Source organism: Citrobacter cronae, from assembly GCF_016893685.1.
GTDB classification, from domain to species: domain Bacteria; phylum Pseudomonadota; class Gammaproteobacteria; order Enterobacterales; family Enterobacteriaceae; genus Citrobacter; species Citrobacter werkmanii.
Window position 1 is genome coordinate 2904847 of the sequence record NZ_CP069763.1, and the last position, 19289, is coordinate 2924135.

Consider the following 19289-nt stretch of genomic DNA (forward strand, 5'->3'; position numbering starts at 1 on the left):
ATGCTGGAACTTAACTTCTCCCAGACGTTGGGAATCCATTGCCTGACGCTCAACGAAACGCTGCCTGCCAGTGGGATTACCGCTATTTTTGGTGTCTCCGGCGCGGGAAAAACGTCGCTGATTAACGCCATCAGCGGTCTGACGCAGCCGCAGTCCGGACGTATTGTGCTTAACGGTCGGGTGTTAAACGATGTTGAAAACGGAATCTGCTTAACGCCTGAAAAGCGTCGGGTGGGTTATGTATTCCAGGATGCGCGTCTGTTTCCCCATTATAAGGTGCGCGGTAACCTGCGTTACGGTATGGCGAAAAGCATGGCCGGGCAGTTTGATAAGCTGGTGGCGCTGCTGGGCATTGAACCGCTGCTCGATCGCCTACCGGGAAGTCTTTCCGGCGGCGAAAAACAGCGCGTTGCCATTGGTCGGGCGCTGCTTACCGCGCCAGAGTTATTGCTGCTTGATGAACCGTTAGCCTCACTGGATATTCCGCGCAAACGCGAACTGCTACCTTATCTGCAACGTCTGGCGCGTGAAATTAATATTCCGATGCTGTATGTCAGCCACTCGCTTGATGAAATTTTGCACCTGGCAGACAAAGTGATGGTGCTGGAAAACGGGCAGGTCAAAGCATTTGGTTCGCTGGAGGACGTCTGGGGGAGTATCGTAATGCATCCTTGGCTGCCGAAAGAACAGCAGAGCAGCATTCTGAAAGTCAGCGTGCTGGAGCATCATCCTCACTATGCGATGACGGCGCTGGCGCTGGGCGATCAGCATCTGTGGGTCAACAAGCTTGAGCAGCCGCTGCAATCCGTGCTGCACATTCGCATTCAGGCGTCTGATGTTTCGCTGGTACTCCAGCCGCCGCAGCAGACCAGTATTCGTAACATACTGCGTGCGAAGGTCGCCCAGTGCTATGACGATAACGGTCAGGTGGAAGTGCAGCTTGAGGTGGGCGGGAAAACGCTGTGGGCGAGGATCAGCCCGTGGGCCAGGGATGAGCTTGGCATCAAACCTGGCCTGTGGCTGTACGCGCAAATTAAGAGCGTGTCGATCACCGCCTGATTACAGCAGGTGGGTGTAGATAAACTTCGCGATGCTGTCGGTGGTATTGTCACCAATCACGATGTTGGCGCGGGCTTTGACCGCGTCATCAGCGTTACCCATCGCCACGCCGGTGCCTGCGGCTTCCAGCATGCTGATATCGTTAAAGTTGTCGCCAAAGGCGATCACATTTTCCATTGACCCACCCTGCGCTTCGATCCACTGAGTAAGACGTCGCCCTTTGCTGTTACCTTTACGGGCAATGTCGACTTGATCATGCCAGGACCATTCACACTCCAGCCCTAGTTGTTGTTCAACGTCTTTACCAAACTGCTGTAGTTTTGGAATATCTTCGTCGGTCAGGGCAAATTTCCACACGGCGTTGACATCATGCGCGGCCTGCGCCAGCGAAGGAACCTGGGTGAAGGTTGGGCGCTGTTCCGGCGGTAGCGTTTGCGCCCAGTTAGCGGTACGCACCACATGCCCGGTCGGACGCTCATACAGCATGGCCTCGTCAACATACATCAGTCCATGAATTTGATGTTCATCCAGCATTTCGATCAGCTGCAACGCCTGGTCAACCGGAAGAGGATCGGATTCCAGTACCTTTTTTGCATGATAATCATACAAGTAAGTGCCGTTGCAGCAAATTGCAGGTGTATCCAGCGCCAGTGCCTGATAAAAAGGATGAATAGCAACGTGATGGCGACCTGTGACAATGATAAGTTGGTAGCCTGCTTCTCTGGCGCGTGAGAGCGCTTCAAGAGAGGATGGCAACAAGGTCTTTTTCGGGGTCAGTAAGGTACCGTCTAAATCCAGGGCAATCACGCGTGCGGTCATAGGTTTTTCCAGATTAAGGTTGAGAATTGTGTCTGCTGGAATGGTACACCGAGACGGGAGCCGGACAAAATTCTGAGTCTTGATTAAGCATTCACCGTTAAAAGCGTCTACCTTAGGCGTGTGTCAGGCAATTGCAGCCACCTGCCAACAAGCAAAGGAGTATTYATGAAACAAACCGTTTATACCGCCAGTCCTGAGAGTCAGCAAATTCATGTCTGGAGCCTGAATCACGATGGGTCTTTGACGCTGATCCAGGTGGTTGATGTACCGGGTCAGGTACAGCCGATGGTCGTCAGCCCGGATAAGCGCTATCTCTATGTCGGTGTGCGTCCGGAGTTTCGTGTTCTGGCATATCGTATTGCGCCTGATGACGGTGCGCTGACCTTTGTTGCGGAATCTGCGCTGCCGGGTAGCCCGACGCATATTTCTACCGATCATCAGGGGCGCTTCGTGTTTGTCGGTTCCTATAATGCGGGCAGCGTGAGCGTCACGCGTCTGGAAGATGGTCTGCCGGTGGAATTAGTAGATGCGGTTGAGGGTCTGGATGGTTGCCACTCGGCCAACATCTCTCCGGATAACCGTACTCTGTGGGTTCCGGCATTGAAACAGGATCGTATCTGTCTGTTTGACGTCAGTGATGATGGTCATCTGGTCGCGCAGGAGCCGGCAGAAATGACCACCGTGGAAGGCGCGGGTCCGCGTCATATGGTGTTCCATCCGAATAAGCAATACGCCTATTGCGTGAATGAGCTGAACAGCTCTGTTGACGTCTGGGAGCTGAAAGATCCGCACGGCAAAATTGAATGCGTACAGACGCTGGATATGATGCCTGCTGATTTCTCCGATACCCGATGGGCGGCAGATATTCATATTACGCCGGATGGTCGTCATTTGTATGCCTGCGATCGTACCGCCAGTCTGATTACGGTGTTTAGCGTCTCAGAAGACGGAAGCGTGCTGACTAAAGAAGGCTTCCAGCCGACCGAAACGCAACCGCGCGGTTTTAATATCGACCACAGCGGTAAATACCTGATTGCCGCCGGGCAAAAATCTCATCACATCGCGGTATACGAGATTGCTGGCGAACAAGGGTTGCTGACGGAGAAAGGTCGTTACGCGGTAGGCCAGGGCCCGATGTGGGTGGTGGTTAACGCGCACTAATATTGCGTCTAATGCCGGATGAGTATCCGGCATATTGCCCGGCAGAGCATGAGTCTGCCGGGTTTACATCAGAGAATGGCAATTACTGCTTAGGCTCTGCAACCACTTTGCTACCAATACCGCGGTTGTTGTATTCCCACATGCGGTTGAAGTTAGTGTCGTTCAGGTTGCGCTGGATTTCGCCTTTATCATCTTCCGCGCCGGTATTACCGGTAAAGGGATGTTTTGAGATAACGCTGTCAGCCCACGGTTTCGCCATGTTAAAGCCTTCGTTAATCACGCTGTCGCGAATAACCACCTGTCCATTGGTGTTAGAATCAACATCCAGCGAGCGGCCCAGCTGCGCCACGCCATCACCACTTGCCGTGAAGCGGCTATTGATAGCCAGAAAACCGTAGTAGATGTTTGACAGGGTAGCCGGTGCAAACACGTACGCTTCCTGCTGGGTACGGGAGTTCACAACGCGGAAATCGGTGTTATCGAATACCACCGCGCCACGACCAGACACGATATCCACATCGCCTTCAATGTAGCTGTTCGTCACCAGCGTACGCGGCTGACGATCGTTTTCCAGACGGTTTTGTACGCCGCTATTGGTCACGAAGAAGGTGTTCTGGCGACCCAGAATGTTGACGTTGTTGATCTGTACTTTATCGCCATCGGTACGCAGTGCGACTGCCGGATGGTTACCTGCATCAACGCTATCACCGAGGTTGTTTTCAATGGTCAGGTTCTGCAATTGCAGACCGTTATTTTGCGACCAAACGACCGCAGAACACATCACGCCAATATTGGTGCCGCGCTTGCTCTGGCAATTATCAAACATATACCACGCTGGTTTGCCCGGCATATATTTACCGCCCGGGTTCACCGTACGACGCCAGTCAGCGGTGCTCATATCACCGTCAATGGCCTGGCCAATTTTCACATCCAGCGGTTTTTCGCCAGTACCGTAAAGCGTCAGGCTACCTGTCGCTGCCGGGATATAGACCGTGCCCTGATATTCGCCCGGCATGATCGCGATGTACTGACGTTTGTTGGTACGTTTGATGATTGCCGCATCAACCGCGGCCTGAATGCTGGTATGCGTCACGCCCTGGGTACCTGCCGGGCCAACGACAAAGTCAGGCTGCGCGGGCAAAGTAATAGCAGAAGGGCTCCACGGCGCGGTGTTTGGCGTCAGCGCGGAAAAATAGTGCGCGGCGACGAAGTTTTTCGCTTCATTGGCCGACAGAATCGGGCGCGAAGCGGTGCCAGGCGCGGTCTGATCGGAAGGAATTTGATCGGGCGGTGTAGAGCTACAGGCGGTCAGCGTCACGCCAAAAGCCATTGCCAGCGCCAGACGGGAAACTGATGATATGTTCACAGGTTGCTCCGGGCTTTGAAAGTTATCCATTGAAGCCTGCTTTTTTATACTAAGTTGAGCGAAACGGGAAGGTTAAAAGGTAAAAAGTTCTTTTTTATCGCCGTAATGCCCGGCGCGGAGAGACCTTATATCACAAATAGATAACAATTATGCTCATCCAGGTTGACAACATCCGCCGAATCAAAAATAAATGTCTATACAACCTATGACAAGTGGTGAGTCAAATGCAGCAATTCTTCCCTGATGATGTTATCTGGCGCAATGTTCGCCTGGCGACCATGGATCCTGAACGTGATAACCCGTATGGGCTGGTGGATGGACATGCGTTGATCGTCCGCCAGGGTAAGATTCGCGCTATTGTGCCGGAGTCTTCGTTATACCTCACACATGACAATACCTTTGATATGCAGGGCCGGCTGGTGACGCCTGGCCTGATCGACTGCCATACGCACCTGGTCTTTGGCGGGAATCGCGCAGGTGAATGGGAGCAGCGGCTTAACGGTGTTTCCTATCAGCAGATAAGCGCCCAGGGGGGCGGTATTAATGCCACCGTGTCGGCGACCCGTAGCGCCACTGATGAACAACTTCTTCATATAGCGCATCAGAGAATGGAGAGGTTAATCAAAGAAGGCGTTACGCTACTGGAAATAAAGTCTGGTTATGGTCTGGATTTGCAGACAGAAGAGAAAATATTACGTGTGGTGGCAGCGCTGGCGGCGGAGGATGTGATTGAAATAAGCCCGACGCTGTTGGCCGCGCATGCTACCCCGGCGGAATACCGGGGCGATCCTGACGGCTATATTACGCTGGTATGCGAGACTATTTTGCCGCAGTTGTGGGAGCAAGGGCTATTCGAGACCGTCGATCTGTTCTGCGAAAGCGTCGGTTTTACGCTGGCGCAGAGTGAGCGGGTGTTCCAGGCAGCACAGGCGCTGGGCATCCCGATCAAAGCGCATGTTGAACAACTGTCACTGCTCGGCGGCGCCCAGTTGGTGAGCCGCTACCACGGTTTATCTGCCGACCATATTGAATATCTTGATGAAGCGGGCGTGGCGGCGATGAGCCAAAGCGGTACGGTTGGGGTGTTGTTGCCCGGCGCTTTCTATTTCCTCAAAGAGCAACAGCGTCCGCCGGTAGAGCTGTTACGGCAATATCAGGTGCCGATGGCGGTGGCGACCGACTTCAACCCTGGCACCAGTCCGTTTATCAGTCTGCACTGGGCGATGAATATGGCTTGCGTCCAGTTTGGCCTAACGCCGGAAGAAGCGTGGGCAGGCGTCACCCGTCATGCGGCCCGGGCGCTGGGACGTCATGCCTCTCACGGTCAATTGAAGGCCGGGTTTGTGGCTGATTTTGTGGTGTGGGATGCCGAACTCCCGGTCGAGATCCTCTATGAGCCTGGGCGTAACCCGCTCTACCAACGTGTATTCAAAGGACAACCTGCATGATTAACTGGCAACCTGCTTCTCCTGCGCTATGGCAGGGGCGAGATGACCGCGTCGAGTCGCCGACTGCGCTGCGCCTGTTTCAGACGATTACGCTGAGTCCGGCGTTTTCACCGGAAATGTACTCTGAGCAGATAGCGCTACTTGGTTTTGCCTGTGATGAAGGCGTTAAACGTAATCAGGGGCGTACGGGAGCCGCCGGAGCGCCAGATGCGCTACGTAAAGCGCTGGCGAATTTAGCCAGTCACGACGGGCATCAGCGGCTGGTGGATCTGGGGAATATTGTGGCGCAGGCCCCCGATCTTGAGGGCGCGCAGCAGACGCTACGCAAGGCGGTACAGCGCTGTCAGCAGGCGAAAATGCGTACCCTGGTACTGGGGGGAGGACACGAAACCGCGTTTGCCCATGGCGCTGGCGTGCTGGATGCGTTCCCACAGGCAAAAGTGGGCATCATCAATCTCGACGCGCATCTCGATTTGCGTCATGCCGAACAGGCCACATCTGGTACGCCGTTTCGCCAGCTGGCGTACCTTTGCGATGAACAGCAACGCGGATTTCACTATGCCTGTATCGGCGTCAGTCGGGCGGCAAATACCCAGGCGCTGTGGGATGAAGCGCAGCGGCTTGGTGTCACCATGGTGGAAGATTTGCACTGTGATTCGGCACAGGCCCAACTGGCGCAGTTTGCCTCTGGCGTGGATGTCATCTATCTGACTATCGACCTTGACGTGCTGCCGGTTTGGGAAATGCCCGCCGTGTCAGCGCCCGCCGCGCTGGGTGTACCGTTGGCGACGCTGTTGGGGCTGATTGACCCCCTTTGTCGTAGCGGTAAACTGCAGGCGGTGGATATGGTTGAATTTAATCCACGCTTTGACGATGATGGCAGAGCGGCACGCGTTGCGGCGCGATTAGGCTGGCAAATCGCGCACTGGTGGCGCTGACATGCCTGAGGGCGTTACGCTTATCAGGTTCGGGTAATGTCTGTAAACTATACCCATTCACATTTCAGCTTAAGGAAGGCACACGCATGCTCCCATCCCGTTCTGCTCCAGCTCCTTTTTACGAAAAGGTAAAACAGGAGATCAGCGAAAAGATTGCCAGCGGTATCTGGCAAGCTCACGATCGTATCCCGTCTGAAGCAGAGCTGGTGGCACAGTATGGTTTTAGCCGAATGACCATCAATCGGGCGCTGCGTGAGTTAACGGATGAGGGGTTGCTGGTGCGTTTGCAGGGGGTGGGGACGTTTGTCGCCGAGCCAAAAGGCCAGTCTGCGCTGTTTGAAATTCGCAGTATTGCGGATGAAATCAACGCGCGTCAGCATCAGCACCGCTGTGAGGTTCTGACGCTGGAAAGAACCCAGGCAAATGCGCAGCAGGCTTTAGTGTTAAACGTTAAAGAAGGCACCCCCATTTTTCACTCCATCATGGTGCACTACGAGAACGATTTGCCGGTACAAATTGAAGATCGCTGTGTGAATGCGGAGATTGTGCCGGAGTATCTGGCGCAGGATTACAGCCAGACCACGCCTCACGCTTACCTGTCGCTGATCGCCCCCTTAACGGAAGGTGAGCACATTGTCGAAGCGGTACGCGCCAGTGCTGAAGAGTGCGCGTTGCTGAAAATCAAAGAACACGATCCCTGCTTGCTGATCCGCCGCAAAACCTGGTCCGCATCATCCATCGTCTCTCATGCTCGTTTGCTGTTTCCGGGTTCCCGCTATCGCCTGCAAGGACGGTTTATGTCCTGATGTCGGGATACCAAAACCGTGATTGCTGACGCAATATAATAAAAATGTATCTTAATTGTTAAAATCACCCTTGCGACAACTTGTATAGACAAGTATATGTTACTTATCTATCCGACGTTCGCGAGGAGTTTTCTGTCATGTCCCATAGCAAATATCGTCAGCAGGATATTCGTGCCCCGCGTGGCACTACCTTAACGGCCAAAAGCTGGCTGACCGAAGCGCCGCTGCGCATGTTAATGAACAACCTGGATCCCGACGTGGCGGAAAATCCGCATGAGCTGGTGGTATACGGCGGGATTGGTCGCGCTGCACGTGACTGGGCGTGTTACGACGCCATCGTTAATGCGCTGACACAACTGGAGAGCGATGAGACCCTGCTGGTCCAGTCGGGTAAACCGGTCGGTGTGTTCAAAACCCATGACAATGCCCCGCGCGTACTGATTGCTAACTCCAACCTGGTTCCGCACTGGGCAACCTGGGAACACTTTAACGAGCTGGATGCCAAAGGGCTGGCGATGTACGGTCAGATGACCGCCGGGAGTTGGATCTACATCGGCAGCCAGGGCATCGTGCAGGGGACGTATGAAACCTTCGTTGAGGCCGGACGTCAGCATTATCAGGGTAACCTGAGCGGACGCTGGGTGTTAACCGCCGGGCTGGGCGGTATGGGCGGGGCGCAGCCGTTAGCCGCGACGCTGGCGGGCGCATGCTCGCTGAATATTGAATGTCAGCAAAGCCGCATTGATTTCCGTCTGCGTACCCGTTACGTGGACGAGCAGGCGACATCGCTGGACGATGCGCTGGCGCGTATCGATAAGTACACCCGCGAGGGTAAAGCGGTTTCCATTGCGCTGTGCGCGAATGCCGCCGACGTTGTGCCGGAGCTGGTGAAACGTGGTGTGCGCCCGGATATGGTGACCGACCAGACCAGCGCCCACGATCCGCTGCATGGTTATCTGCCGTCCGGCTGGAGCTGGGAAGAGTATCAGGCGAAAGCGGTGTCCGATCCGCAGGGTACGGTGCAGGCGGCGAAACGCTCAATGGCAACACATGTCGAAGCGATGCTGGCGTTTAGCAAAATGGGCGTACCGACGTTTGATTACGGCAATAACATTCGCCAGATGGCCAAAGAGATGGGCGTGGAAAACGCCTTTGATTTCCCCGGTTTTGTGCCAGCGTATATTCGACCGCTGTTCTGTCGTGGCATTGGCCCGTTCCGCTGGGTGGCGCTTTCCGGCGATCCGCAGGATATTTATAAAACCGATGCCAAAGTGAAAGAGATCGTGGCTGACGATAAACACCTGCATCACTGGCTGGATATGGCGCGTGAGCGGATTAACTTCCAGGGCTTACCGGCGCGTATCTGCTGGGTCGGCCTGGAATGGCGACAGAAGCTGGGGCTGGCGTTTAATGAAATGGTGCGCAGCGGCGAAGTGTCCGCGCCAATTGTTATTGGCCGTGACCATCTGGACTCCGGCTCCGTTGCCAGCCCGAACCGCGAAACCGAAGCCATGCGCGACGGGTCTGACGCCGTATCCGACTGGCCGCTGCTGAATGCGCTGCTGAACACCGCCAGCGGCGCGACGTGGGTGTCATTGCACCACGGTGGCGGAGTGGGAATGGGTTTCTCCCAGCATGCCGGGATGGTCATTGTTTGTGATGGCACCGATGAAGCCGCTGCGCGTATTGCCCGGGTATTGCATAACGATCCGGCTACCGGTGTGATGCGCCACGCTGACGCTGGATATGATATTGCGGTGGAATGCGCCGTCGAAGAAGGGCTGAATTTGCCGATGGTCGCTGCGACGCAGGGGAAACGCTGAGATGAATACCATGACATTAACGCCGGGCCAACTGACTTTTGCACAACTTCGTGACATCTGGCAGCAGCCGGTCCAACTAAGCCTTGATGCCAGCGCAATTGACGCAATTAATGCAAGCGTCGCCTGCGTCAATAACATTGTCGCTGAAGGCCGTACGGCATACGGCATTAATACCGGTTTTGGCCTGCTGGCGCAGACCCGTATCGCCACAGAAGATTTGCAGAATTTACAGCGCTCGTTGGTGCTTTCCCATGCGGCTGGCGTCGGCGAGGCGCTGGACGACGCGATGGTGCGTCTGATTATGGTGCTGAAAATCAACAGCCTGGCGCGCGGTTTTTCCGGTATTCGCCTGAGCGTGATTGAAGCGCTGATTGCGCTGGTGAATGCCGGGGTGTATCCGCTGATCCCGGCGAAAGGCTCAGTGGGGGCATCGGGTGACCTGGCGCCGTTGGCGCATATGTCTCTGACACTGCTGGGTGAAGGGAAGGCGCGCTGGCAGGGGGAATGGCTCCCGGCGACCGAAGCGCTGAAAAAGGCCGGGCTGGAGCCTATAACGCTGGAGGCGAAAGAAGGGCTGGCGCTGCTTAACGGGACTCAGGCTTCGACGGCTTTTGCGCTGCGTGGACTCATTGAAGCTCAGGAACTGTTTGCGTCCGCGACGGTGTGCGGGGCGCTGACCACCGAAGCCGTGCTAGGCTCTCGTCGTCCGTTTGACGCGCGGATTCATGCCGCACGAGGACAACACGGGCAGATTGACGCCGCGGCGCTGTACCGCCATGTGTTGACGGATTCCAGCGCGCTTTCGCAGTCGCATCATAACTGTGAAAAAGTACAGGATCCGTATTCTCTGCGCTGTCAGCCGCAGGTGATGGGGGCATGTCTGACGCAAATGCGCCATGTGATGGATGTTCTGCTGGTGGAAGCCAACGCGGTTTCCGACAACCCGCTGGTGTTTGCCGAAGAAGGCGATGTGATTTCCGGCGGCAACTTCCATGCTGAACCCGTGGCGATGGCGGCGGATAACCTGGCGCTGGCGATTGCGGAAATCGGGGCCTTATCGGAGCGACGCATTGCGTTAATGATGGATAAACACATGTCGCAACTACCGCCTTTCCTGGTGAAAAATGGCGGAGTTAACTCCGGCTTTATGATTGCGCAAGTCACGGCTGCCGCGCTGGCGAGCGAGAACAAAGCGCTGGCGCATCCGCACAGTGTAGACAGCTTACCGACGTCCGCCAACCAGGAGGATCATGTGTCTATGGCGCCGGCGGCAGGTCGCAGGCTGTGGGAGATGGCGGCGAATACGCGCGGCGTGATTGCCGTCGAGTGGCTGGCGGCGTGTCAGGGAATCGATCTACGTGAAGGGTTAACCTCAAGTCCATTGCTGGAGCAGGCGCGCCAGGCGCTACGCGAGCAGGTTGCCCACTATACGCAGGATCGCTTTTTCGCCCCGGATATTGAGTCCGCGACCGAACTGTTAGCGCAAGGAACGTTGTTGAAATTGCTGCCCGAATTTCTGTAGAAAATTGCCTGATGGCGACGCTAACGCGTCTTATCAGGCCTACGATCTGCTTTGTAGGCCGGATGAGGCGAAGCCGACATCCGGCCCAACAGAGATTAACTAAACATCGCGGTAATCGAGGCGCTGGCGAGCGAGTGGAAGTGAACATTAAATCCAACCATCGCGCCGCTGGCGTCCTCATCGACATCAATACGCTCTACATCCAGCGCGTGAACCGTAAAGATATAGCGATGAGTTTCCCCCTTCGGCGGCGCTGCGCCGCCATAACCGGCTTTACCAAAATCCGTACGGGTCTGAATCACCCCGTCCGGCAGTGCAACCAGACCGGAACCGAAGCCTTGCGTGAGAACGCGGGTATCGGCGGGCAGATTTACAACTACCCAGTGCCACCATCCGGAGCCGGTGGGCGCATCAGGATCGTAACAGGTCACGACAAAGCTCTTAGTCCCGGCGGGCACATCATCCCATGCCAGATGCGGGGAAATATTATCCCCGTCATATCCCATGCCGTTAAAGACGTGACGATGCCCAAGCTTCTCCCCATCGCGCAGATCGTTACTGATTAGTTTCATACTGACTCCTCTCGTTAGCCAAAAAGTGTAGCCAGAAACCGTAGAGCTTACCGCTGTTTAATCGCTAAAAAATGTTGCATGGCGCACAGCCTCATTGACGGCCTGCGTAAGGCGGCGCAACTGCTCGGGCTGGATAATGTACGGCGGCATCAGATAGATTAGCTTACCAAACGGTCGTACCCACACGCCCTGTTCGACAAAGAACTTCTGTAGTGCCGCCATATTTACCGGCTGGGTGGTTTCTATCACGCCGATTGCGCCGAGCACGCGCACGTCGACGACCCGGCTGGAGTCTGCCGCCGGGGCGAGTTCTGCACGCAACTGCGCTTCAATGGCCGCGACCTGCGAGCGCCACTCGCCGGTGTTAAGTAGCGACAGGCTGGCGGAGGCGACGGCACAAGCCAGCGGATTGCCCATAAAGGTCGGACCGTGCATGAAGCAGCCCGCTTCGCCGTTGCTGATGGTTTCTGCGACCAGACGGGTGGTCAGGGTCGCGGAAAGGGTCATCGTTCCGCCGGTTAATGCTTTGCCGAGGCACAAAATATCCGGCGTAATATCGGCGTGTTCACAGGCAAACAGCCTGCCGGTGCGGCCAAATCCGGTGGCGATCTCATCGGCAATCAGCAGGATGCCTTCCCGGTCGCACATCTTACGGATACGCTTTAACCACTCAGGATGGTACATGCGCATACCGCCAGCGCCCTGCACAATTGGCTCGAGGATCACCGCCGCAATCTCGTGACGATGCGCGGCCATCAGGCGGGCAAAAGGCACCATGTCCAGTTCGTCCCACTCGCCGCCCATGCGGCTTTGCGGCGCAGGCGCAAACAGGTTTTCCGGCAGATACCCTTTCCACAGACTGTGCATTGAGTTGTCGGGATCGCAGACCGACATCGCGCCGAAGGTATCGCCGTGATAGCCGTTACGAAATGTCAGGAAACGCTGACGAGATTCCCCTTTGGCCTGCCAGTATTGCAGCGCCATTTTCATCGCCACTTCCACCGCGACCGAACCTGAATCCGCGAGAAAAACGCACTCCAGCGCTTCTGGCGTCATGTCCACCAGTTGGCGACACAGCGCGATGGCCGGGGCATGGGTAATGCCGCCAAACATCACGTGCGACATGGCGTCAATCTGCGTTTTCATTGCGGTGTTCAACTGCGGATGATTGTAACCGTGGATCGCCGCCCACCAGGATGACATCCCGTCAATGAGCCGCTCACCGCTGGCTAAAATCAGTTCACAACCTTCGGCCCGCGCCACCGGATACACCGGCAATGGGGAGGTCATGGAAGTGTAAGGGTGCCAGATATGGCGTTGGTCAAACGCAAGATCATCCGTTGTCATAATCGACTTGTAAACCAAATTAAAAAGATTTAGGTTTACGAGTCTACACCAAACTGACAACGAAACGTATACCAATATGGCTCATTCTTCTCGCTGGACAATGTCGCAAGTCACCGAATTATTTGAAAAACCACTGCTTGATCTCCTGTTTGAAGCGCAACAGATTCATCGTCAGCACTTCGATCCGCGGCAGGTACAGGTCAGTACGCTGTTGTCGATTAAGACTGGCGCCTGCCCGGAAGACTGCAAATACTGCCCGCAAAGTTCTCGCTATAAAACGGGTCTGGAAACTGAACGCTTGATGGAAGTGGAACAGGTACTGGACTCGGCGCGTAAGGCGAAGCAGGCCGGTTCAACGCGGTTTTGCATGGGGGCGGCGTGGAAGAATCCGCACGAGCGCGATATGCCTTACCTGGAACAGATGGTTCAGGGCGTGAAAGCGTTGGGGCTGGAAGCCTGCATGACGCTGGGAACGCTCAACGAAACCCAGGCTCAGCGCCTGGCCAACGCGGGACTGGATTACTACAACCATAACCTCGACACCTCGCCGGAGTTTTACGGCAATATCATCACTACCCGGTCTTATCAGGAACGTCTGGATACGCTGGATAAAGTGCGTGAAGCCGGGATTAAAGTCTGCTCAGGCGGTATTGTCGGATTAGGCGAAACGGTCACCGATCGCGCCGGTCTGCTGCTGCAATTAGCCAATCTGCCGACACCGCCGGAAAGCGTGCCGATCAACATGCTGGTGAAGGTGAAGGGCACGCCGCTTGCCGATAACGACGACGTCGACGCGTTTGATTTCATCCGTACCATCGCCGTGGCGCGCATCATGATGCCAACCTCTTACGTGCGTCTTTCCGCCGGGCGCGAGCAGATGAACGAGCAAACCCAGGCGATGTGCTTTATGGCCGGCGCTAACTCGATTTTCTACGGCTGCAAACTGCTGACCACGCCGAATCCGAACGAAGATAAAGATTTGCTGTTATTCCGCAAGCTGGGTCTCAACCCGCAGCAAACGGCGGTGCTGGCGGGGGATAACGAACAGCAACAACGTCTCGAGCAGGCGCTACGTACCCCGGATACCGATGATTACTACAACGCGGCAACCGTATGACCTGGCAGCAAAAAATTGGCGATGCGCTCACGGCGCGTCGTTGCGCTGATGCGTGGCGGCAGCGCTATGCGGTGACCCAGGGCGCCGGTCGCTGGCTGCAGGCCGACGGTCGCCAGTATCTGAATTTCTCCAGCAACGACTACCTTGGCCTGAGCCACCATCCGCAGATTATCTGCGCCTGGCAGCAGGGAGCTGAACGTTTTGGCGTCGGCAGCGGCGGCTCGGGTCATGTCAGCGGTTATTCTGTGGCTCACCAGGCGCTGGAAGAAGAGCTGGCGCAGTGGCAGGGCTATTCGCGGGCGCTGTTATTTATCTCCGGTTTTGCCGCTAATCAGGCGGTGATAGCCGCATTGATGGAAAAAGACGATCGTATTGTTGCCGACAGGCTTAGCCATGCCTCGCTGTTGGAGGCCGCCAGCCTTAGCCCGGCTGTTCTACGTCGCTTTACCCATAACGATCCGCATCATCTGGAGCGTCTGCTGACTGCCCCCTGTCCGGGGCAGCAGCTCGTGGTCACTGAAGGCGTATTCAGCATGGATGGCGACAGCGCGCCGCTCGCTGAAATCCACGCGGTGGCGGAACGACACGGTGCGTGGCTGCTGGTGGACGATGCGCACGGCGTTGGCGTAACCGGTGCAGAAGGGCGCGGCTCCTGCTGGCGACAGCAGGTCAAACCCGAACTGTTAGTGGTGACGTTTGGCAAAGGATTTGGCGTCAGCGGCGCGGCAATCCTGTGTTCTGACAGCGTGGCCGACTATCTGTTGCAGTTTGCCCGTCATCTGATCTACAGCACCAGTATGCCTCCGGCGCAGGCTCAGGCCCTGCGCGCCGCGCTGGCGGTGATCCGCAGCCGTGAAGGCGATGAACGCCGGGAAAAGTTAGCGATGCTGATCCAGCGTTTTCGCGCTGGGGTAAATACGCCGGGTTTAACGCTGGCGAATTCAACCAGTGCTATTCAGCCGCTGATTGTTGGCGATAACCATAAAGCCTTGCAACTGGCGGACACACTACGGCAACAGGGATGTTGGGTGACGGCAATTCGCCCGCCGACGGTGCCCGCCGGTACGGCCAGATTACGGCTGACGCTGACCCAGGCGCATGAGGTGCAGGATATCGATCGTCTACTGGAGGTGTTGCATGGCGCAGGTCAATAAACGGGCGATTGCCGCCGCGTTTGGCCGCGCGGCCACCCACTATGAGCAACACGCAGAGCTACAGCGTCAAAGTGCCGATGCGTTACTGGCGTTACTGGATGGCGGCACGTTCTCGCAGGTATTGGATGCGGGCTGTGGGCCTGGACGTATGAGTCGTTACTGGCGTGAGCAGGGGAGTGAGGTCTGCGCGCTGGATCTGTCGTCGCAAATGCTGGCTGAAGCGCAGCGTCACGATGTCGCCCACCATTATCTACTGGCAGATATCGAAGCCATCCCGCAGGCAAGCGCGAGCTTTGACCTGGCCTGGAGTAATCTGGCCGTACAGTGGTGTAGCGACCTGCGCGGCGCGTTAAGCGAGCTTTACCGGGTGGTGCGTCCTGGCGGGACGGTGGCGTTTAGTACTCTGGCGCAGGGGTCGATGCCGGAACTTCGTCAGGCCTGGCAGGCGGTTGACGATCGGGAGCACGCCAACCGTTTTTTGCCCGTGGCGCAACTGGAAAACGCCCTGTATGGCTGGGATGTTGAATACCAGTCTCATGCCGTCACGCTGTGGTTTGATGATGCGCTGAGCGCCATGCGTTCGCTAAAAGGCATTGGCGCGACGCATTTGCATGATGGGCGCGAGCAACGTGTGCTGACGCGCGCTCAGCTGCGCCAGCTACAGTTAGCCTGGCCCTGTCAGCAGGGGAAATATCCGCTGACCTACCATCTTTTTTTAGGAGTAATTCAACGTGGCTAAAACGTATTTTGTCACCGGGACAGATACCGAAGTCGGTAAAACTGTCGCCAGTTGCGCGCTGCTCCAGGCGGCGGGACAAATGGGGTTGCGCGCCGTTGGCTATAAGCCCGTGGCATCGGGCAGCGAAATGACGGCTGATGGCCTGCGAAACAGCGATGCGTTGGCATTACAGCGCAATAGCGTTGTGGCGGCGGACTATGCGGCGATTAATCCCTACTGCTTCGCTGAACCTACCTCGCCGCATATCATCAGCGCCGACGAAGGTCGTCCCATTCTGGCTTCCGTAATGTCTGCAGGGTTACGCACGCTTGAAGCGCAGGCTGACTGGGTACTGGTGGAGGGGGCTGGTGGATGGTTTACGCCGCTTTCGCCAACGCTGAGTTTTTCCGACTGGGTCAAAACAGAACAGTTGCCGGTGATTCTGGTGGTTGGCGTTAAGCTCGGCTGCATCAATCACGCCATTCTGACCGCCCAGGCGGTGCAGCAGGCCGGACTGACGCTTGCCGGATGGGTAGCCAATGATGTGACGCCGCCCGGCAAACGTCATGCTGAATACATGGCGACGCTAAAGCGCGTGATCCCGGCACCTTTGCTGGGGGAAATTCCCTGGCTGGCAGAAGATCCTGAGCAGGCATCGACCGGACGTTATCTCGATCTCAGCATTTTGTCTTTGACGGCATCAGCTGGTTGAATCGAGAGGGGAAATAACACTGGTCGCTATTGCAGTACGCGGACAAGAAAATGGTGAAAATGCGAGCAAGATCTCGGCTCTCCCTGGCCGCCTCGTTAGCTGATAAATATCAAAAAATAGCGATAATTTTTTTTTAGCCCAGCGGAAAAGAGAGTCAGGGTGTTTTTGCCAGGCTACAGTCCACACGGGCTGGAAGCAGTTATCCACTATTCCTGTGGATAACCTTGTGCATTAGGGTTAGAAAACACAATGTAAGCGAGAGAAGACGCGGCCTGCGACTAAATTGATGCGAAAGACGGCTTGAGATAATAATCTTTAAATTACAGATAGTTAGATAAAAGCAATGGCTGTCGCAGAAGTGTCATGTGTTGCCATAAAACTTTCATCGGCTGGCTTGACAAATGTTAAAAAAGGCATTGGTTTGGGGATAACACATTTTTGCTGGTGTTTTATCTTGTCTGGGGGCAAATTTCGGCCTGCAGTCACGGCTATTTTGCGGGTGTAACAGAAATATTCTGGCGCGTTACTGTTTTTTCATCCAGTATATTTTACTGGCAAAATATACGACTGCGAGTAAAATTACACACCTGCCCGCCCATTGCTTCAGGTAGCTGCTCATGAGTAAACCGTTCAAATTAAATTCCGCTTTTAAACCCTCTGGCGATCAGCCTGAGGCGATACGTCGCCTGGAAGAAGGTCTGGAGGACGGTCTGGCGCATCAGACGCTGCTGGGGGTGACGGGATCGGGGAAAACATTCACCATCGCGAATGTGATTGCGGACCTACAGCGTCCTACCATGGTGCTGGCGCCTAACAAGACGCTTGCCGCGCAGCTATATGGCGAGATGAAAGAGTTCTTTCCGGAAAACGCGGTGGAATATTTTGTCTCCTACTACGACTATTATCAGCCGGAAGCTTACGTACCGAGTTCTGATACCTTCATCGAGAAGGATGCCTCGGTCAACGAACACATTGAGCAGATGCGTCTGTCGGCGACCAAAGCGCTACTGGAACGTCGGGATGTCGTTGTGGTGGCGTCGGTTTCCGCCATTTATGGTTTGGGCGACCCGGACCTGTATCTGAAAATGATGCTGCATCTGACGGTGGGGATGATCATTGACCAGCGCGCGATCCTGCGTCGTCTGGCGGAGCTGCAATATACCCGTAACGATCAGGCATTCCAGCGCGGTACCTTCCGCGTGCGCGGTGAAGTTATCGACATTTTCCCGGCTGAATCCGACGACATTGCGCTGCGCGTGGAACTGTTTGATGAGGAAGTCGAGCGTTTGTCGCTGTTTGACCCGCTTACCGGGCAGGTTGAATCGACCATTTCCCGCTATACCATCTACCCGAAAACGCACTACGTCACGCCGCGCGAACGTATCGTGCAGGCGATGGAAGAAATTAAAGTCGAGCTGGCAGACCGCCGTAAAAATCTGCTGGCGAATAACAAGTTGCTGGAAGAGCAGCGCTTAAGCCAGCGTACACAGTTCGATCTGGAAATGATGAACGAGCTGGGTTATTGCTCGGGGATTGAAAACTATTCCCGCTATCTGTCCGGACGCGGTCCAGGCGAGCCGCCGCCGACGTTGTTTGATTACCTGCCGGCTGATGGTCTGCTGGTAGTGGATGAATCTCACGTCACTATCCCGCAAATTGGCGGTATGTACCGTGGCGACCGGGCGCGTAAAGAGACCCTGGTCGAATACGGATTCCGTTTGCCCTCGGCGCTGGATAACCGCCCGCTTAAATTTGAAGAGTTCGAGGCACTGGCTCCGCAGACCATCTACGTCTCGGCGACGCCGGGGAACTATGAGCTGGAGAAATCCGGTGATGACGTGGTTGATCAAGTAGTACGACCGACTGGCCTGCTGGATCCGGTGATAGAAGTGCGTCCGGTGGCGACGCAGGTTGACGATCTGCTGTCGGAGATCCGCACGCGTGCGGCGATTAACGAACGTGTGCTGGTCACCACGCTTACCAAACGCATGGCGGAAGACCTCACCGAATACCTCGAAGAGCACGGCGAGCGGGTGCGTTATCTGCACTCAGACATCGATACCGTGGAACGTATGGAAATCATTCGTGACCTGCGCCTGGGCGAGTTTGACGTGCTGGTGGGTATAAACCTGTTACGTGAGGGGCTGGACATGCCTGAGGTCTCGCTGGTGGCGATTCTGGACGCAGACAAAGAAGGGTTCCTGCGCTCTGAACGCTCACTTATCCAGACCATCGGTCGCGCGGCGCGTAACATCAACGGCAAGGCTATACTCTACGGCGATAAAATTACCGCCTCGATGGCCAGGGCGATTGGTGAAACTGAACGTCGTCGCGAGAAGCAGCAGCGCTATAACGAAGAGCACGGTATTACGCCGCAGGGGCTGAACAAGAAAGTGGTCGATATTCTGGCGCTGGGTCAGAATATTGCGAAGACCAAGGCGAAGGGCAAAGGGAAGTCACGTGCGGGTGCGAAGTCTGACGTTGTGGAACTGGATATGACGCCAAAAGCCCTGCAGCAAAAGATTCACGAGTTGGAAGGGCAGATGATGCAGCATGCGCAGAATCTCGAATTTGAAGAGGCTGCGACGATCCGCGATCAGTTGCATCAGCTGCGTGAGTTATTTATTGCGGCATCGTAATCCTGTGCCGGATGCGGGGTACCCCCCCTTATCAGGCTTACGGGGTGCTTGCGTTTGTCGGCCTGACAAGCGCAGCGCATCAGGCAAA

At 55.8% G+C, this 19289-nt stretch carries 16 protein-coding genes; 12 read left to right on the top strand and 4 right to left on the bottom strand.

Translation table 11 applies throughout. The features are described from left to right. Positions 1 to 1059: a molybdenum ABC transporter ATP-binding protein ModC gene (gene modC, locus JSN25_RS12445; protein ID WP_204524973.1), complete on the top strand. Its 1059-nt coding sequence runs from the start codon at positions 1 to 3 to the stop codon at positions 1057 to 1059. Here modC and JSN25_RS12450 read toward each other — a convergent pair whose 3' ends face one another. Beyond that, positions 1060 to 1878 carry a pyridoxal phosphatase gene (locus JSN25_RS12450; RefSeq protein ID WP_042309653.1) on the bottom strand — a complete coding sequence of 273 codons (819 nt, stop codon included), beginning with the start codon at positions 1876 to 1878 and terminating at the stop codon, positions 1060 to 1062. A 165-nt stretch (positions 1879 to 2043) separates the two neighbouring features. On the opposite strand from JSN25_RS12450, the gene pgl reads away from it, so the two are divergent. Beyond that, positions 2044 to 3039, top strand: coding sequence for a 6-phosphogluconolactonase (gene pgl, locus JSN25_RS12455; protein ID WP_204524974.1), 996 nt, complete (start codon positions 2044 to 2046; stop codon positions 3037 to 3039). A gap of 82 nt (positions 3040 to 3121) precedes the next feature. Here pgl and JSN25_RS12460 read toward each other — a convergent pair whose 3' ends face one another. Beyond that, a complete protein-coding gene (locus tag JSN25_RS12460; protein ID WP_069323359.1) occupies positions 3122 to 4405 on the bottom strand; it encodes a putative acyl-CoA thioester hydrolase in 1284 nt (427 codons plus the stop codon). Positions 4406 to 4629: 224 nt separating this feature from the next. Between JSN25_RS12460 and hutI the strand changes: the two genes are divergently transcribed. The 5 genes from hutI to hutH all read left to right on the top strand — a co-directional run bounded on the left by hutI (position 4630) and on the right by hutH (position 10942). Beyond that, positions 4630 to 5853, top strand: coding sequence for an imidazolonepropionase (gene hutI, locus JSN25_RS12465; protein WP_137347364.1), 1224 nt, complete (start codon positions 4630 to 4632; stop codon positions 5851 to 5853). Beyond that, positions 5850 to 6791 (top strand): formimidoylglutamase, encoded by a 942-nt coding sequence (gene hutG, locus JSN25_RS12470; protein ID WP_204524975.1) that lies wholly within the window; start codon positions 5850 to 5852, stop codon positions 6789 to 6791. Before hutI ends, hutG begins: the two co-directional genes overlap by 4 nt. Before the next feature lie 86 nt (positions 6792 to 6877). Then, the gene (locus JSN25_RS12475) at positions 6878 to 7597 is read left to right on the top strand and encodes a histidine utilization repressor (RefSeq protein ID WP_038639017.1); all 720 of its coding nucleotides are present in this window, start codon (positions 6878 to 6880) and stop codon (positions 7595 to 7597) included. Between the two features lie 137 nt (positions 7598 to 7734). Continuing rightward, positions 7735 to 9420 (top strand): urocanate hydratase, encoded by a 1686-nt coding sequence (gene hutU / locus JSN25_RS12480; RefSeq protein ID WP_069323195.1) that lies wholly within the window; start codon positions 7735 to 7737, stop codon positions 9418 to 9420. A 1-nt stretch (position 9421) separates the two neighbouring features. Continuing rightward, on the top strand, positions 9422 to 10942 hold the full coding sequence (hutH, locus tag JSN25_RS12485; RefSeq protein WP_204524976.1) for a histidine ammonia-lyase: 1521 nt from the start codon (positions 9422 to 9424) through the stop codon (positions 10940 to 10942). A gap of 95 nt (positions 10943 to 11037) precedes the next feature. On the opposite strand, the gene JSN25_RS12490 is transcribed toward hutH, so the two are convergent. After that, on the bottom strand, positions 11038 to 11514 hold the full coding sequence (locus JSN25_RS12490; RefSeq protein WP_038639028.1) for a kinase inhibitor: 477 nt from the start codon (positions 11512 to 11514) through the stop codon (positions 11038 to 11040). A gap of 57 nt (positions 11515 to 11571) precedes the next feature. Further along, positions 11572 to 12861, bottom strand: a complete 1290-nt coding sequence (gene bioA, locus JSN25_RS12495; RefSeq protein ID WP_204524977.1) for an adenosylmethionine--8-amino-7-oxononanoate transaminase — start codon at positions 12859 to 12861, stop codon at positions 11572 to 11574. A 76-nt stretch (positions 12862 to 12937) separates the two neighbouring features. Here bioA and bioB point away from each other — a divergent pair, with 76 nt between their 5' ends. The 5 genes from bioB to uvrB all read left to right on the top strand — a co-directional run bounded on the left by bioB (position 12938) and on the right by uvrB (position 19201). Further along, positions 12938 to 13978 (top strand): biotin synthase BioB, encoded by a 1041-nt coding sequence (gene bioB / locus JSN25_RS12500; RefSeq protein ID WP_038639034.1) that lies wholly within the window; start codon positions 12938 to 12940, stop codon positions 13976 to 13978. Next, on the top strand, positions 13975 to 15132 hold the full coding sequence (gene bioF / locus JSN25_RS12505; RefSeq protein ID WP_204524978.1) for an 8-amino-7-oxononanoate synthase: 1158 nt from the start codon (positions 13975 to 13977) through the stop codon (positions 15130 to 15132). Before bioB ends, bioF begins: the two co-directional genes overlap by 4 nt. Further along, positions 15116 to 15871 (top strand): malonyl-ACP O-methyltransferase BioC, encoded by a 756-nt coding sequence (bioC, locus tag JSN25_RS12510; protein WP_204524979.1) that lies wholly within the window; start codon positions 15116 to 15118, stop codon positions 15869 to 15871. Before bioF ends, bioC begins: the two co-directional genes overlap by 17 nt. Next, complete coding sequence (gene bioD / locus JSN25_RS12515) at positions 15864 to 16562, top strand: dethiobiotin synthase (RefSeq protein ID WP_137350997.1); 699 nt, start codon at positions 15864 to 15866, stop codon at positions 16560 to 16562. Before bioC ends, bioD begins: the two co-directional genes overlap by 8 nt. A gap of 617 nt (positions 16563 to 17179) precedes the next feature. Then, positions 17180 to 19201: an excinuclease ABC subunit UvrB gene (gene uvrB / locus JSN25_RS12520; RefSeq protein WP_038639047.1), complete on the top strand. Its 2022-nt coding sequence runs from the start codon at positions 17180 to 17182 to the stop codon at positions 19199 to 19201. Positions 19202 to 19289: the final 88 nt, after the last annotated feature.